The organism is Streptomyces sp. 2A115 (genome assembly GCF_052245575.1).
Taxonomy (GTDB): Bacteria; Actinomycetota; Actinomycetes; order Streptomycetales; family Streptomycetaceae; genus Streptomyces.
Genome location: NZ_JBQQCG010000068.1, coordinates 11,964 through 27,278 on the forward strand (window position 1 = coordinate 11,964; position 15,315 = coordinate 27,278).

12 protein-coding genes are annotated in these 15,315 nt (G+C 70.8%); 4 read left to right on the plus strand and 8 right to left on the minus strand.

Features of this window, described 5'->3' with window-relative positions; genetic code table 11:
- Window positions 1–68 precede the first annotated feature (68 nt).
- The 3 genes from ACTWQR_RS40450 to ACTWQR_RS40460 all read right to left on the minus strand — a co-directional run bounded on the left by ACTWQR_RS40450 (window position 69) and on the right by ACTWQR_RS40460 (window position 2,331).
- The gene (locus ACTWQR_RS40450; RefSeq protein ID WP_443232248.1) at window positions 69–779 is read right to left on the minus strand and encodes an LPXTG cell wall anchor domain-containing protein; all 711 of its coding nucleotides are present in this window, start codon (window positions 777–779) and stop codon (window positions 69–71) included.
- A 221-nt stretch (window positions 780–1,000) separates the two neighbouring features.
- On the minus strand, window positions 1,001–1,504 hold the full coding sequence (locus tag ACTWQR_RS40455; RefSeq protein WP_443232249.1) for an ATP-binding protein: 504 nt from the start codon (window positions 1,502–1,504) through the stop codon (window positions 1,001–1,003).
- 422 nt (window positions 1,505–1,926) lie between these two features.
- A complete protein-coding gene (locus ACTWQR_RS40460) occupies window positions 1,927–2,331 on the minus strand; it encodes an STAS domain-containing protein (RefSeq protein ID WP_443232287.1) in 405 nt (134 codons plus the stop codon).
- Between the two features lie 251 nt (window positions 2,332–2,582).
- Between ACTWQR_RS40460 and ACTWQR_RS40465 the strand changes: the two genes are divergently transcribed.
- From ACTWQR_RS40465 to ACTWQR_RS40475, 3 genes are all read left to right on the plus strand, one after another.
- Complete coding sequence (locus ACTWQR_RS40465) at window positions 2,583–3,500, plus strand: RNA polymerase sigma factor SigF (protein ID WP_443232250.1); 918 nt, start codon at window positions 2,583–2,585, stop codon at window positions 3,498–3,500.
- A 344-nt stretch (window positions 3,501–3,844) separates the two neighbouring features.
- A complete protein-coding gene (locus tag ACTWQR_RS40470) occupies window positions 3,845–5,443 on the plus strand; it encodes a ricin-type beta-trefoil lectin domain protein (protein WP_443232251.1) in 1,599 nt (532 codons plus the stop codon).
- 179 nt (window positions 5,444–5,622) lie between these two features.
- Entirely contained in the window at window positions 5,623–6,882 is a 1,260-nt protein-coding gene (locus tag ACTWQR_RS40475) for a DUF418 domain-containing protein (RefSeq protein ID WP_443232252.1), read from the plus strand.
- 211 nt (window positions 6,883–7,093) lie between these two features.
- Here ACTWQR_RS40475 and ACTWQR_RS40480 read toward each other — a convergent pair whose 3' ends face one another.
- The 5 genes from ACTWQR_RS40480 to hutU all read right to left on the minus strand — a co-directional run bounded on the left by ACTWQR_RS40480 (window position 7,094) and on the right by hutU (window position 13,682).
- Complete coding sequence (locus ACTWQR_RS40480; RefSeq protein WP_443232253.1) at window positions 7,094–7,681, minus strand: hypothetical protein; 588 nt, start codon at window positions 7,679–7,681, stop codon at window positions 7,094–7,096.
- Window positions 7,682–8,012: 331 nt separating this feature from the next.
- Window positions 8,013–9,191 carry an imidazolonepropionase gene (hutI, locus tag ACTWQR_RS40485; RefSeq protein ID WP_443232254.1) on the minus strand — a complete coding sequence of 393 codons (1,179 nt, stop codon included), beginning with the start codon at window positions 9,189–9,191 and terminating at the stop codon, window positions 8,013–8,015.
- A gap of 74 nt (window positions 9,192–9,265) precedes the next feature.
- Window positions 9,266–10,606 carry a formimidoylglutamate deiminase gene (locus ACTWQR_RS40490; RefSeq protein WP_443232255.1) on the minus strand — a complete coding sequence of 447 codons (1,341 nt, stop codon included), beginning with the start codon at window positions 10,604–10,606 and terminating at the stop codon, window positions 9,266–9,268.
- Window positions 10,603–11,811, minus strand: coding sequence for an allantoate amidohydrolase (locus ACTWQR_RS40495; protein ID WP_443232288.1), 1,209 nt, complete (start codon window positions 11,809–11,811; stop codon window positions 10,603–10,605). The genes ACTWQR_RS40490 and ACTWQR_RS40495 overlap by 4 nt, the downstream gene beginning before the upstream one ends.
- Before the next feature lie 212 nt (window positions 11,812–12,023).
- A complete protein-coding gene (gene hutU, locus ACTWQR_RS40500; RefSeq protein WP_443232256.1) occupies window positions 12,024–13,682 on the minus strand; it encodes a urocanate hydratase in 1,659 nt (552 codons plus the stop codon).
- Between the two features lie 130 nt (window positions 13,683–13,812).
- Between hutU and ACTWQR_RS40505 the strand changes: the two genes are divergently transcribed.
- A complete protein-coding gene (locus ACTWQR_RS40505; RefSeq protein ID WP_443232257.1) occupies window positions 13,813–15,258 on the plus strand; it encodes a diaminopimelate decarboxylase in 1,446 nt (481 codons plus the stop codon).
- Window positions 15,259–15,315 lie beyond the last annotated feature (57 nt).

The following is a 15,315-nucleotide window of genomic DNA, read 5'->3' on the forward strand; positions in this document are numbered from 1 at the left end:
TCGGCGGCTCCGGGTGGTCGGCGGCTCTGGATGGTCGGCGGCTCTGGATAATCAAGCGAAAGCGCAGGTCAGCGGGAAGCCTGGTGCCTGCGCGTCAGCCACAGCACGCCCGCCGCGCCCGCCAGCAGCACTGTGCCGCCCAGCGTGCCGAGCGCGATCGCGTTGTCCTGCGGGCCGGTCTGCGGCAGTTCCTCGCCGCCCGCGGGGGCGCTCTCCGAGGAGCCCGAGGTCCCACCGGACGTTCCACCCGAGGTCCCGCCCGACGCCGTGACGTCGAGGGTCAGCGCGGGCTTGGGGTTGTTCGTGGGCGTGCACGTGGTGGTCGTGCCGAGCGCCTTGATGGTCAGCACGCCCGCCGTGAAGGTGACCTTGCCGCTCTTCCCGGGCGTGTACGTGCCGCTCATGTCGCTGATTTTGATGGGGGTGTTGGCGGGGATCGCCTCCGCGTTGGCCGGTCCCGTGACCCTGACCGTGCCGCTGTCCGCGCCGCCCACCTTGATGACGGCGCTCGGGTTCATCGCGCCCTTGCCCAGTTCCACCGGGCTGGACGAGACGCCCTTCTGCCAGGACATGGTGAGCTTGTAGCCGCTACCGCTCTTGACGCCCTTGATGTCGATGGGCGAGACGGCGGACTTGTCGCCGATCGGGGTCTTGCACTGGTAGTTGACGTTCACGACGTCGGCCCGTGCTACGGGGGCGGCCATCAGCACCGCCGAGCCGGCCAGGGCCGCGACGGACGCGAGCGCGGCGGTTCGTTTCTGGTACGTCCGGTATGACACGGTCCCCTCATTCCTGCAGGCATGGAAGGCATTGAGGCATCGAAGGCGTTCCTGACGGGACGTTCCTGACGACACATCAGATCGGCCGTCAAGGTACGCCCGGGGCCTTGTCGAGGGAAGACAAAGTGCGCGCCGGATCCGTGAGCATCCGGCGCGCGTGTAGTGACGTACGAAGAAAAGTTCGAAGAAAGGTACGAACCGCGGGTAACCCGAGGTGGGACTTACGCCGGTGCTCCGAGCTCCGCCCAGACCGTCTTGCCCGCGACCCCGGCCGTGCGGATCACGCCCCAGTCCAGGCACAGGCGCTGCACGATGAACATCCCGTGGCCGCCGGGACGCCCGGCTCTGTGCGGGGTGCGCGGGGCGGGCTGGCCCGCACCCCGGTCGGAGACCTCGACGCGGAGCACCTTGTTGTCGCAGGTGATCCAGAGCTCGTCGGGGCCCTCGGCGTGCAGACACGCGTTGGTGACGAGCTCGGAGACGACCAGCAGGACGTCCTCGGCCGCGGCCCGCTGGTCGGCGGTCGCGGCGGGCAGCCAGCCCCACTCGTACAGCGCCTGGCGGGCGAAGTCGCGCGCGAGCGGGACGACACCGCTCTCACCGCCGAAGTTCAGCCGACGGGCGGCACGCCCGGCGGCTGAGCCGCCCGGTGACGTCCCGGAAGCGCCGTCGGCGCCCGGTTCCGGGCCGCGGTCGCCCGGCGAGTAAGGCCGGGTGGTGCTCATCAGCGCTTCACCTCACCGATTCACCAGTTCATGATTCAAGACTCAGTACTCAACTCAAGGCACTCGAGACATTCGAAAGCTCAGGACACCCGGGACCCGTGAGTCGTCACACTCGGGATCCGTGAGCCGTCCGGGACTGCCGCACGTCTGCCGTTCGGTCTGCTGACATATTCAGGATGTCTCCTGCCCGACCGAACCGTCAGAACACCCACTTATTCGACGTGGACGCTGTGACTCTGGTAACGCGTTGATCACACGGAGACAACTGAGGCATAACTTTGCCGTAGGGCGACGCTTCAGGGCGACCGGGGTCGGGTCACTCGGGCTTGTCGGCCACTCGAGTCGGCCACCCGAGTTCGTCGGCCGGCCGGCTTGTCGGCCGAGCGGCCCCCTCGGGCTCGTCGGCCGGTCGACTTCGCCGGCTAGTCGGGTTTGCGGGGTTCGTCGGGCTTGCCCCGCTTGTCGGCCAGAGCCGCTTCCAGTGTGTCATGCACAGTAAAAACGGCCTCCGCCCCGGTGATCTCGAAGACCCGGGCCACCACCGGCAGCATCCCGGCCAGATGGACTCCGCCTCCGGCGGCCTCGGCTTTGAGACGGGCACCGAGCAGCACGTTCAGCCCGGTGGAGTCGCAGAACTCGAGCCGCGAACAGTCCACGACCAAGCGTGTGAACCCACGACCGAGGCAGCTTTCGAGTGGCCCACGCAACAAATCGGCCGTGTGGTGATCCAACTCACCCGCCGGGGTCACGACGGCACTAGTGCCCTCTTCCCGCACCTCGACCAGAAGCCGGCCCGACTGTGCGCTGCCGACCGTCCCGCGGTCCATGCCGTCTCTCTCTTCCGACCATCGTGACTGTTGATTGATGCCCTCGAACACTACGCCTTCCCTACGACCTCCGACACCTGAACAACCGCCAACAAACGGACATTTCACCATGGATCGCACTTGCGGCAGGCTCGCGGAAGCGGGTAGGGCTAGTAGAGACAGTTTTCGACCCGGCCGGCTTTGGAGGCGCCGCACACCGCAGTTCACGTATCGGCATCGGCAGCCATATGCCGAGAACGATGGAGGACACCATGTCACCCCGGCTCGACGAATCGCATACCCAGAGGGCGACGTCGACACCCCCTTTGGAACGCCTGGAAGAGCAGCCCCTCGACGAGCTCGTCGAGAGTGTCGAGAGCGCCGGGCTCGCCGGACTTCCGGAGATCCCCCCGTACGACGAGGTGGGGCCGGTGGACGCGCGGGCCCTGTCCAAAACCCTCTTCGAGCGGCTCGAGTCGCTGGAAGAAGGCACGCACGAGTACTCGTACGTCCGTAACACCCTGGTCGAACTCAACCTTGCCCTGGTGAAGTTCGCCGCCTCCCGGTTCCGCTCCCGCAGTGAGCCGATGGAGGACATCATCCAGGTCGGCACCATCGGCCTGATCAAGGCGATCGACCGGTTCGAGCTCAGCCGCGGCGTCGAGTTCCCGACCTTCGCGATGCCGACCATCGTCGGCGAGATCAAGCGGTTCTTCCGCGATACATCATGGTCCGTGCGCGTGCCGCGCAGACTCCAGGAACTCCGCCTCGACCTGGCCAAGGCGGGCGACGAACTCGCGCAGCAACTGGACCGCGCTCCGACGGTGGGAGAGCTGGCGGATCGTCTGGGCCTGTCGAACGACGAGGTCGTCGAGGGCATGGCGGCGTCCAACGCCTACACGGCCAGCTCGCTGGACGCCCAGCCCGAGGAGGACGACTCCGAGGGCGCGCTGGCGGACCGGATCGGCTACGAGGACCACGGGCTCGAAGGCATCGAATACGTCGAGTCGCTCAAGCCGCTGATCGCCGAACTCCCGTCGCGCGACCGGAAGATCCTGTCCCTGCGCTTCGTCGCCAACATGACCCAGTCGGAGATAGGCGACGAGCTGGGCATCTCCCAGATGCACGTGTCACGCCTGTTGTCCCGGACGTTGGTGCGGCTGCGGAGGGGGCTGACGGTCGAGGAGTGACTCCTCGCGCCGACGGCACCGAAAGGGCACCAGACGGCCCCGGACGGCACCAATATTGGTTTTGGCTGTGGCGCTCGTACGAGTCCGGCCGACGGGGAGTGGTCCTGTCGGCGGGGCTCGGCGGGCGCCATCGCCGTTTCCGTGGCCGGTCCGACAACCGGCTCTGCGTCCGGTCTGCCGACGGCTCCGGCCCTCGTCCTGCCAAGCGGCCTTGTGCCGCATGGGGTTAACGCCGCAAACCTCTTTCCTCTCCGCCTCCCTTCCATCACTATGGTCACCCGCCAGACTGGCCGGTACGTCAGGAGTCCGGCGGGCTCGATCGCGGAGGGCGGGGAGGCGGGAGGATGGTTCGGGCTCGGGGCGGGCGGCGCCCCGCCAACGACGGCGACAACGCTGACGACACCGAGGCCGGCGGCGCGGACGGCGTCGAGGACGGCGGCGTGCACACCGGCGCGTCCGACGCGCGCCTCACCGAACTGCTGCGCGCCGACACTCCCACCGCGTATCCGGCACTCCGCGAACTGCGAAGACGCCACCGCCCCGCGCTCCTCGCCTACGCCCGCCTGTGCACCGCGCACGACTCCGCCGCACGGCAGTTGACGGCGCAGACCTTCACCCTCGCCGCCCAGGAGACAGCGCGCGGCACCGACCCGTCCGGTCCGTGGCGGCACCAACTCCTGCTGCTGGCAGGGCGGGTGGCCGCCGCGTGGACCGAGGACGAGCGCGCCGTCCGCCTCGACCCCGGGCTGCTCATCCTGCTGCGCGCGGAGGGCCCCGACGGTCCCGTACCGCCGATGCTGGCGGCATTCCAGTCGCTGCCCTCCCGGGTCCGGGGCCTCATCTGGTACGGGATCGTGGAGCGCGAACCCGAGGACACCACGGCCGGTTTCCTCGGAGTCACCCGTGAGGACGTGACGTACGGGACGGAGCCTGCGCTCCAGGCGCTGAGTCAGGCCTGTCTGAGGACCCGCCTCGCCGCCTCCGGCGACCCGAGCTGCCAGGACTTCCGCCGCCTGATCGAGGAGTCGGTACGCCCCGACAACCCGCGCTACAGCGCCGACCTGCACACCCACATGGCGGACTGCGCGCACTGCACCACCGCGTACGAGGAGCTGTCGGCCCTGCGCGAGGCCCCGCGCACGGCGCTGGCGGAGGGCCTGCTGCCGTGGGCCGGAACGGCGTACGCCAGGGACGCCCTAGCCGCCGAGGCCGGCGCCGGTGCGGGTGCGGGCCCGGCGTCGGCACTGTGGCCCCCGTCCCGCCGCTTCGTCCTGGCCTCGGCCGCACTGGGCGTGGCCCTGGCACCGCTGCTGCTGTTCCTGCTGTCCTCGGGCGGCTCGCAGCCCCAGCGGGCGGGGGACGCCGTCACCGCCCCGGCGAACCCACCACCACAGGTGACGGCGACGGCAACGGTGTCGGTCACCCCGTCGCCGCCCCCTTCCAAGTCCCTGACTCCGACGAAGAGTTCATCCCCATCGAAGAAGCCGACGCCCTCGAAGTCGTCGTCGCCCACTCCCGCCCCGGCTCCCCCACCGAACGGCGGCTACGCCCAGGTCGTGAACCTCGCCTCGGGCCGTTGCCTGGACATCCGGGACGGCGACCTGGAGAAGGGCACGGACGCCGTCACCGCCTCCTGCACCTCGGCCCGCACCCAGCGCTGGCGCGTCGACACCGACCGGGGCGTCCTGCAGTCGTACGCGGACCCCGACTTCTGCCTGGACAGCCGCGGCGCGACCGACGACGGCATGGGCATCTGGGAATGCGACTCGGTCGACGGCCGCAACGGCCAGAACCTGAGGTTCGCGGTGACCGCGGCCGGCGTGATCCGCCCGGCCATCGCCGCTGACCAGGCGCTGACGCCGGACGGCGGCGAAGGCCTGGATCTGTCCCCGGACACGGGGCGGGCGGAACAGCGGTGGCGGGCGGGGGCGGGCCCGGCCTGAGGCCGATCGCGTATTACCTTCCCCTGCCTTCCCCGTAGAGCCCGGTTCGGGCTCGTGGCCTCCGGGGGCCCCGCAGCAACTTTGGTCGCGGCCCCCCGCCCCGGCGTCATCCCTTGGTCGGCCGCCACGCGACCACCGACCGATATCGGGACGTGTCAGGACCTTCTTAGCGTGGGTCCATGACGATCGCGAGCAAAGAGAAGCCGGTGCGGCGCGGGGGCGTACGGGCCGAGGAACGGGCGCTCGCACCCGACCTCGCGCGCGGATTCATGTTGTTGCTCATCGTCCTCTCCAACACGGCCTTCCATCTCTGGGCGGCGCGGGGCGGACCTTCGGGATGGCAGCCCGTGGACGGCTCGTGGCTCGACCACGCGGTGCAGTTCACCATGATCACCGTGCTGGACCTGCGGATCTATCCGCTCTTCGCGTTCCTCTTCGGCTACGGGATGATGCAGCTCTATCTGCGGCAGACGACCGCGGGCACCTCCGAGCGGGACACGGTCCGGATCCTGCGCAGGCGCAGTCTCTGGCTGATCGTCATCGGCCTGACGCACTCCGCTCTGCTGATGGCGGGTGACATCGTCGGCTACTACGGAGTGCTGAGCCTCGTCCTCGGCCTCGTCTTCCTGCGTCGAAGCGAACGCGCACTGAAGTGGTGGATCTGGATCGGTGCCGCCCAACTGGTCCTCGTGTCACTGCAGCCGGTCGTATCGGCTCTGCTCCAGGGAGAGTTGGGGTCCCTCGGGAACGCCGCCGACGCGGATGCGGGCTACGTGGCGTACGCCGCGGAGGAGAAGAGCTGGCTCACTGCGGCCGGCACCCGCGTGTCCACCGGCCTGTATGTCACCTCCGGCGGCCTGCTCGCGCTCGTCGGCGGCGGCTACGTCATCTTCCTGCTCGGTTTCTGGGCGGCACGCCGCCGTGTCCTGGAGGAACCAGGGCTCCATCGGACCCTGCTGCGCCGCACGGCCGTCATCGGCATCACGGTCGGCTGGCTCGGCGCACTGCCCGCCGCGCTCGCCCACGTCGGCGCCCTCGACGTACCGGACGACGCGCAGAGCGAAACGGGAGCGCTCTACATACTCCGGGAACTCACGGGCAACGCCGCCGGACTCGGCTATGTCGCCGCCGTCGCCCTGTTCGCGCACTGGTGGACGAGCAGGAGGGCCCGACGGGGTTCAGCGGTCGCGGCGGCGGTCTCGGCGGTCGGCAAGCGGTCCCTGTCCTGCTACCTCGCGCACTCGCTGCTCTTCGCACCGGTGCTGGCCGCCTGGGGCCTCGGGCTGGGCGAACACCTGACCAGCGCGACCATGGCGCTCTTCGCGGTCGGCGTCTGGCTGATCACCGTGGCGGGGGCGTACGCCCTGGAGCGGGCGGGGCGCCGGGGGCCGGTGGAGGTGGTGCTGCGGCGGCTGATGTACGGGGGCCGGGCGGGGTGACGCGGCTGGGCTGGGCCCTTCGGGGGATGGGGCCCAGCCCGGCGGGTGTGACTTGGCTTGGTCGCTGCCGAGCGTTCCGTGGGACGGTGACACGACTCTGCAGGTCGTGTGTGGCTGGTCGCGCAGTTCCGCACGCCCCTGACGGGGCGGTCGGAGCAACTGTGGCGGACCGGGGCGGGCCAACTCGCCCCTCGCCGTGGAGCCGTACGGCTCAAGCACCCTCAGCGAACAGCTCCCACGCGTCGCTGACCTGATAGGAGCGTTCGAGCCAGGCGCCGAGTTCGTCCATATCTGTGGAGGAGAGAACGCGCTCGCGGACGGCATCCGGTACGTCAATCCGGCGCCACTGAAGATTACGCAGAACGCTCTCCGCCCTCTCCTGGGCCCGCCCCTCCTCCCGGCCCTCCTCGCGTACCTGCTCGGCGAGCGGGTGTCGCCAGAAGTACTGGATCGCCGTCATCAGGTCCCTCCACATCTGCTGTGCCTGGGGGTCTGCCAGGCATGAGTCGACGAAACGTCTGGCAGGGCACACGGTTGGCCCGCTCGGTGTGGCCGCAGCGCGGGCAGCGCTGTCGGCTTTCAGGCCGGCCGCGAGCGCGCTGTAGGCGTCGACGACCTTCTTCACCACCCGCACCGCGGGCTGTGCCGACAGCCCGAATGTGGCCTTGATGTCCGCGTAGACCAGCTTCTGCAGGCCGTTGCGGTCCTTCACACCCGACTCGAACGCAACCTGGGAGACGTGGCCGGCGGCCCGGTTGCAGGCGCGCAGGGTCGCCTCCAGCGCCGCCGCCTGTCGCACGGCTGCCCGGCGGAGCCGGGAAATGCGAACAACAGCCCGATGGGTCACTGGTGGTGATGATCTGGCAACGGTCGGCGTTCATGCGTGTGGTGGTCGTACTACGGAGCGCTCCGCGCCCGGCGTGGAACAGTTGCGGCGATGCTCCGCATCACGATCACGGGAGGCGATTCCTCCCCGGCGTGAACGCCAGGGCATCCTCGCCAGAATCAGGTGAAGTCAGGCCTGTTCCGCACAACCGCCTGATCACCGCCCGTCGTCAGCCCCCTCGGAGCCATCCAGGAGGCGCCGGACGGAATCCCGCCCTCAGGCCACACCGGCCCCGTCCTCCCCGTCATACTCGGGCGCCCTTCCGCCACACCTCACGGACCAGGGGTACGCCCGGCCGGTACGCCAGATGCACATGACTCGGCGCGTCGAGGAGGACGAGGTCGGCACGGGCGCCTGGCGTGAGGCGGCCGACGTCCTCCCGGCGCAGCGCCCGCGCACCGCCCGCCGTCGCCGACCACACCGCCTCGTCCGGCGTCATCCCCATGTCCCGTACCGCGAGGGCGATGCAGAAGGGCACGGAGGAGGTGAACGACGAGCCTGGGTTGCAGTCGGTCGACAGGGCGACCGTGACGCCGGCGTCGAGGAGGCGGCGGGCGTTCGGCCACTCGGCGCGGGTGGAGAACTCGGCCCCCGGGAGGAGCGTGGCCACCGTGTTGCCGTTCGCGAGCGCGTCCACGTCCGCGTCCGTCAGGTGGGTGCAGTGGTCCGCGCTCGCCGCGTCCAGTTCGACCGCGAGCTGGACGCCGGGGCCGTACGACAGCTGGTTGGCGTGGACGCGCGGGTGCAGCCGCTTCGCCTTGCCCGCCGTGAGGATCGCGCGGGCCTGGTCGCCGTCGAAGGCGCCCTTCTCGCAGAAGACATCGATCCAACGGGCGTACGGGGCGCAGGCGTCGAGCATCTCGCCGGTGACCAGGGCGACGTACGCGGCGGGGTCCTCGGCGTAGTCGGGCGAGACGATGTGGGCGCCGAGGTAGGTGACCTCGTCGGTGTGGCGGGCGGCGATGCGCAGGGCGCGGGCCTCGTCCTCGACGGTCAGGCCGTAGCCGGACTTCGTCTCGAACGTGGTCGTGCCCTGGCGGAGGGCCTCGGCGAGGTAGTGCGTGAGGTTGCGCTCCAGGTCCTCGTCCGTCGCGGCGCGGGTCGCGGCGACCGTCGTACGGATGCCGCCGGCGCTGTAGGCCCGGCCCGACATGCGGGCGTTGAACTCCTGGGTGCGGTCGCCCGCGAAGACGAGGTGCGAGTGGGAGTCGACGAAGCCCGGAATCACCGCGCGGCCACCGGCGTCGACCCGATTGTCAGTGGCGGGTGCTTCTCTTGAATCACCGGTCCACGCGATGCGGTCGCCGTCGATGACGACGGCCGCGTTCTGGATCAGACCGAGAGGGGACGCGTCACCGAGGGAGGGGTCGTTGGTGACCAGGCTGGCGATGTTGGTGATGACGGTGGTCGTGCTGCTGCTCATGGCGTCCTCATGGGCGTTCGGGGCAGTCGGGGCGATGGGAGCGGGGGAAGCCGGAGGAGTGGGGGAAGCGCGGGTCAGGCGCGCAGGGCTTCGACCGCGTCGGCGAGGGCTTGCGGCACGTTCGGTACGAGGGTGTGGGCCCCGTCGCGTACGACGTGTCGGCCGGCCACGACCGTATGGCGGACGTCGGCGGCTGTCGCGGCGAATACGGCCGTCTCGGCGCCGAGGCGCGGCAGCGGTCCCGCTGTTCTGACCGAGTCGAGCGCGACGGTCGTGAAGTCGGCGAGGGCGCCGGGCTCCAGCGTGCCGGCCTGATCCCAGCCGAGGGCCGCGTGGCCGTCGGCGGAGGCCGCGCGCAGGAGTGCGGCCGCCGTCCAGTGGCCTCGGGTGCGGGTGCGCAGGCGCTCGTTCAGCTCCATCGCGCGCGCCTCTTCGAGCAGGTCGATGACGGCGTGGCTGTCGGAGCCGAGGGAAAGCGGCGAACCCGCTTTCTGGAGCGCGACTGCCGGTCCGATGCCGTCGGCGAGGTCGCGCTCGGTGGTGGGGCACATGCACGTGCCGGTCGTGGAGTCACCGAGCAGCGCGATGTCCTCGTCCGTGAGGTGCGTGTTGTGGACGCCCGTCGTGCGCGGGCCGAGCACTCCGTGGTCGGCGAGCAGCCGGGTGGGTGTGCACCCGTGCGCTTCCCGGCAGGCGTCGTTCTCCGCCGTCTGCTCGGACAGATGCACATGGAGCGGGGCCCGCCGCTCCTCGGCCCACCGCGCCACCGTCGCCAACTGCCGTGCGGGCACGGCCCGTACGGAGTGGACGGCCGCACCGATCCGTGCGTGATCCCGGTCCTTGAGAACTGAACAGCGTTCCGCCCAGGCCTCCGCGGTGCCGTCGGAGAAGCGGAGCTGATGCCGGTTCGGGGCCTGTCCGAAGCCTGCGGAGAGATAGGCGGTGTCGAGGAGCGTGATGCGAATGCCCGCGTCCGCCGCGGCCTCGATGAGCGCCTCGCCCATGGCGTTCGGGTCGGCGTACGGGGTGCCGCCCGGGGCGTGGTGGACGTAGTGGAACTCGCCGACCGCCGTGACACCGGCGAGGGCCATCTCGGCGTACACCGCGCGGGCGAGCGCGTGGTACGTCTCCGGGGTCAGCCTGTCCGCGAAGGAGTACATGACCTCACGCCAGGTCCAGAAGGTGCCGGAGCCGACTTGGACGGTGCCGCGCAGCGCGCGGTGGAAGGCATGGCTGTGGGTGTTGGCGAGGCCGGGGAGGGTCAGGCCGCGGAGGGGCTCGACGCCGGGGGGTGGGGTGCCGGTGTTCGTGCGGACAGCGGTGATGCGACCGTCGTGGACCTCCACGGCCACGCCCGGCTCGACGTGCGTGTCGAGCCAGGCATGCTCCAGCCAGTACGTCTGCGTCTGCGTCACCTGCGGGCCAGCCCTTCCAGTACGTCGGCGAGTGCGGTCACCCCGGCCACGCAGTCGTCCTCGGCGGCGTACTCGGCCGGGGAGTGCGAGACACCGGTGGGGTTGCGCACGAACAGCATGGCGGTCGGGATGCTCCCGGCGAGGATTCCGGCGTCGTGTCCGGCGCCGGTACCGAGCACCGGGACCCGGAGCCCGGGGTCGGCGTCCCTGCCGAGGATGCGGGCGAGTTCGTCGCGCAGGGCGTGCTCGAACTCGACGACCGGGGTGAACGACTCCCGGACGATGTCGAGCTGGATGCCGTGCGCGTCCGCGTACTCGCGGGCCGCCTTCTCGATGCTGTCGACGACCGTGTCGAGGGTCGCCTGGTCGGCGGCGCGGGAGTCGAGCCAGCCGCGTACGAGGGAGGGGATGGCGTTCACTCCGTTCGGCTCGACCGAGATCTTGCCGAAGGTGGCGACGGCGCCGGCGAGCTCGGCCTGCCGCCGGGCCGCGAGCACGGTCTCCGCGTACGACAGCATCGGGTCGCGGCGGTCCACCAGGCGAGTGGTGCCCGCGTGGTTGGCCTCGCCCCGGAAGTCGAACCGCCAGCGGCCGTGCGGCCAGATGGCACTGGCGATGCCGACCTGGTCGCCGGTCAGGTCGAGGGCGCGGCCCTGCTCCACGTGCAGCTCGACGAACGCGCCGATACGGGCGAGGCGTTCCGGGTCCGGACCGATGGCCGCCGGGTCGTACCCGGCACGCTCCATCGCCTGCGGGAGGGTGATCCCGTCGGCGTCCGTGAGCCGGTGCGCCTGCTCGACGGTGAGCTGCCCCGAGGTGAGCCGGGACCCGACACAGGCCAGCCCGAAGCGGGCGCCTTCCTCGTCACCGAAGTTGACGATGGCGAGGGGTCTGGTGAACTCGACGCCCCGGGCGCGGAGTTCATCCAGCGCGGCGAAGGACGACACGACACCGAGGGGGCCGTCGAAGGCGCCGCCGTCGGGGACCGAGTCGAGATGGGACCCGGTGACGACAGCGTCCCCGGCGGCGGGGTCCCCGAGCCAGGCCCACTGGTTCCCGTTCCGGTCCAGCTCGTGGACCAGCCCCCGGGCCCGGGCCTGCTCCTCGAACCAGGCCCGGCACTCGACATCGGCGGCCGTCCAGGCGTACCGACGGTAGCCACCGGAGTCGGGGTGCCGCCCGATGGGTTCGAGGTCCCGCCACATTTCCTGGAACGAGGGAGCCACTGAGTCCTGCTGAGCTTTCCAGCTCGGTCCCGCATCCTTCAGCCCGTCCGGCGATTGAGGACGAGGCCGTTCAGGCCGACCGGGGGACTGGGGGCGGAGCCCCCAGCGGGGCCCAGGGGCAGAGCCCCTGGTTTCGGGAAGGGGCGGGGTGGGGGAAGAGTCCCGCCCCCCGCCACGCGGCACGCGCACGCTCACTCGCCTTCCCGCATGGGAACCCGCACACCACGCTCGTCCGCCACCGACTCCGCGATGTCGTACCCGGCGTCCACATGCCGGATGACGCCCATGCCGGGGTCATTGGTCAGCACCCGGCGGATCTTCTCGCCGGCCAGCGCCGTGCCGTCGGCGACGGTCACCTGACCGGCGTGGATGGAGCGGCCCATGCCGACGCCACCGCCGTGGTGGATGGAGACCCAGGACGCCCCGGAGGCCACGTTGACCATGGCGTTCAGCAGCGGCCAGTCGGCGATCGCGTCCGAGCCGTCGAGCATGGCCTCGGTCTCACGGTACGGAGAGGCGACGGAACCGGCGTCGAGGTGATCGCGGCCGATCGCCAGCGGAGCCGCCAGCTCACCCGAGGCGACCATGTCGTTGAACCGCTCACCCGCCCGGTCCCGCTCCCCGTACCCGAGCCAGCAGATCCGCGCCGGAAGCCCCTGGAACTGAACCCGCTCGCCGGCCATCTTGATCCAGCGGTGCAGGGACTCCTTCTCGGGGAAGAGCTCCAGGATCGCCTTGTCGGTCTTGTGGATGTCGGAGGCCTCGCCGGACAGGGCGGCCCAGCGGAAGGGGCCCTTGCCCTCGCTGAACAGCGGCCGGATATAGGCGGGCACGAAGCCGGGGAAGGCGAACGCCCGCTCGTACCCGGCGAGTTGGGCCTCACCCCGGATGGAGTTGCCGTAGTCGAAGACCTCGGCTCCGGCGTCCATGAAGCCCACCATGGCCTCCACGTGCCGCGCCATCGACTCACGGGCACGGGTGGTGAACCCGGCCGGGTCCTTCGCGGCGTACGAGGCCATGTCGTCGAAGTCGACGCCCACGGGCAGGTAGGCCAGCGGATCGTGGGCCGAGGTCTGGTCGGTCACGATGTCGATCGGTGCGCCCTCGGCGAGCATGCGGGGCAGCAGTTCAGCGGCATTGCCGAGCAGCCCGATGGAGAGCGGCCGACGGGCGTCACGAGCCTCGACGGCGAGCTGGAGGGCGTGCTCCAGGGAGTCGGCCTTCACGTCCAGGTACCGGTGCTCGATGCGGCGCTCGATCGCGCGCGGGTCGACGTCGATACAGATGGCGACGCCGTCGTTCATCGTCACGGCGAGCGGCTGGGCGCCCCCCATGCCACCGAGCCCGGCGGTCAGCGTGATCGTCCCCGCGAGCGTCCCGTCGAACTTCTTCGCGGCGACGGCGGAGAACGTCTCGTAGGTGCCTTGCAGGATGCCCTGCGTGCCGATGTAGATCCACGACCCGGCCGTCATCTGCCCGTACATGGTCAGGCCGAGGGCCTCCAGGCGCCGGAACTCCTCCCAGTTCGCCCAGTCGCCCACCAGGTTGGAGTTGGCGATGAGAACACGCGGTGCCCACTCGTGGGTCTGCATGACGCCGACCGGCCGGCCGGACTGGACGAGCATCGTCTCGTCCTGCTTGAGCGTCCGGAGCGTACGGACCATGGCGTCGAAGGAGCGCCAGTCACGGGCGGCCTTGCCGGTGCCGCCGTAGACGACGAGCTTGTCGGGGTGCTCGGCGACCTCGGGGTCGAGGTTGTTCTGCAGCATCCGCAGGGCGGCTTCCTGCTGCCATCCCAGGGCGCTCAGTTCCGTACCGCGCGGTGCTCGAACGGGGCGGGGTCCTGACATGGTCTGCCTCCTGGCGGGCTGGTGGGGACTCCGGCGATGCTGTCGATATTCACATCCTGACTTCCTGAATAGAACTAGTCAATACATTCGTGCGTCAGCGCGAGCGCGGCGCGGGTGTTTGGCTGGATGTATGGCGGCATACACAGGCACCGGAGACACGGGCGCAGGGGACGCGGACACGGCGGGCGAAACGCCGGACGGAACACCGGACCGATGTCCGGGATTCGGCCCTCCGCATGCGGCGACGGACGGGGGCGCGCGGCGGGACGAGGCCGTCCGCGCCGCTGTGGAACAAGGGCTCGTCGGCTCCACCACCCCCATCGTCGGACTCCTCGACATCACCGGCATCCGGGACTCCGCGGCGGCCCTGAGGGCGGCCTTCGACGCGGTGGCGGCACCGGGTACGCACGTGCTGCACGCGTTCGCGGTGAAGGCGACTCCACTGGTGCCGGTGCTGCGGCTGCTGCACCGGGAGGGCATCGGCGCGGAGGTCGCGAGCCCCGGCGAGCTGGCCCTCGCCCGCGCGGCCGGGGTGCCGCCGGCCCGCACCGTCCTCGACTCGCCCGCCAAGACCCCGGCGGAGCTGCGGGAGGCGCTCGCGCTGGGCATCGCGGTCAACGCCGACAACCCGCAGGAGCTGTACCGCATCGACGCGCTGGTCAACTCGGCGGCAACCCGCTCTCCCCTGGGGCTGCGGGTGAACCCGCAGGTCGGCGGGGGTTCGATCGAGGCGCTGTCCACGGCGACGGCGACCTCGAAGTTCGGGGTCGCGCTGCGGGACGAAGGGGCGCGCGAGTGGGTCGTACGGGCGTATCTGGACCGGCCGTGGCTGACCCGGCTGCACGCGCACTCCGGTTCGCAGGGGATGCCGCTGGAGCTGATGGCGCGCGGGGTGGCGGAGACGTACGGGCTCGCCGAGGAGATCAACGCCCGCGCCGGGCGGCGGCAGATCGACACGATCGACATGGGTGGCGGGCTGCCGGTGAACTTCGGGTCGGACGCCCACGCTCCCACCTACGCGGAGTACGCGCGGCTGCTGGCGGCAACCGTGCCGGGGCTGTTCGACGGGCGGTACGGGCTGGTCACGGAGTTCGGGCGGTCGCTGCTGGCCAAGCACGGGGTGGTGCTGGCGCGGGTCGAGTACGCGAAGTCGGCCGGCGGGCGGGCGATCGCGGTGACGCACGCGGGGGTGCAGGTGGCGGCTCGTACGGTGTACGCGCCCGGGTCCTGGCCGCTGCGAGTGGCCGCGTACGACACGAAGGGGCGGCCGAAGGCCGGGCCCAACGTCGTGCAGGACGTGGCGGGGCCCGCGTGCTTCGCGGGTGACCTGCTAGCGGAGGGGCGCTCCATGCCGCTGCTCGAACAGGGGGACTACGCGGCCGCGCTGGACACCGGGGCGTACTACTTCGCGCACCACTACTCGTACAACTCCCTTGCGCGGCCCGGGATTTACGGGTTCGGGCCCGACGGGGAGGGCGGGGTGCGGTTCGCCACCGTGCGGGCGGCGCAGACGCTGGACGAGATCGTGGCGGAGTCGGGCGGAGCGCACGCGGAGTCGTTGACACGCACGCTCTGAAGCGACGGGCACGCCCTGAAGCGCCTGCGCCGGGGTGAACCGGCGTGAACCTCTGAT

What these genes read in the sequence shown, in the direction of transcription:
- ACTWQR_RS40455 (WP_443232249.1), bottom strand. Translation starts at nt 1,504, where the DNA reads ATGAGCACCACCCGGCCTTACTCGCCGGGCGACCGCGGCCCGGAACCG.
- ACTWQR_RS40460 (WP_443232287.1), bottom strand. Translation starts at nt 2,331, where the DNA reads ATGGACCGCGGGACGGTCGGCAGCGCACAGTCGGGCCGGCTTCTGGTC.
- ACTWQR_RS40465 (WP_443232250.1), top strand. Translation starts at nt 2,583, where the DNA reads ATGTCACCCCGGCTCGACGAATCGCATACCCAGAGGGCGACGTCGACA.
- ACTWQR_RS40470 (WP_443232251.1), top strand. Translation starts at nt 3,845, where the DNA reads ATGGTTCGGGCTCGGGGCGGGCGGCGCCCCGCCAACGACGGCGACAAC.
- ACTWQR_RS40475 (WP_443232252.1), top strand. Translation starts at nt 5,623, where the DNA reads ATGACGATCGCGAGCAAAGAGAAGCCGGTGCGGCGCGGGGGCGTACGG.
- hutI (WP_443232254.1), bottom strand. Translation starts at nt 9,191, where the DNA reads ATGAGCAGCAGCACGACCACCGTCATCACCAACATCGCCAGCCTGGTC.
- ACTWQR_RS40495 (WP_443232288.1), bottom strand. Translation starts at nt 11,811, where the DNA reads ATGTGGCGGGACCTCGAACCCATCGGGCGGCACCCCGACTCCGGTGGC.
- hutU (WP_443232256.1), bottom strand. Translation starts at nt 13,682, where the DNA reads ATGTCAGGACCCCGCCCCGTTCGAGCACCGCGCGGTACGGAACTGAGC.
- ACTWQR_RS40505 (WP_443232257.1), top strand. Translation starts at nt 13,813, where the DNA reads ATGGCGGCATACACAGGCACCGGAGACACGGGCGCAGGGGACGCGGAC.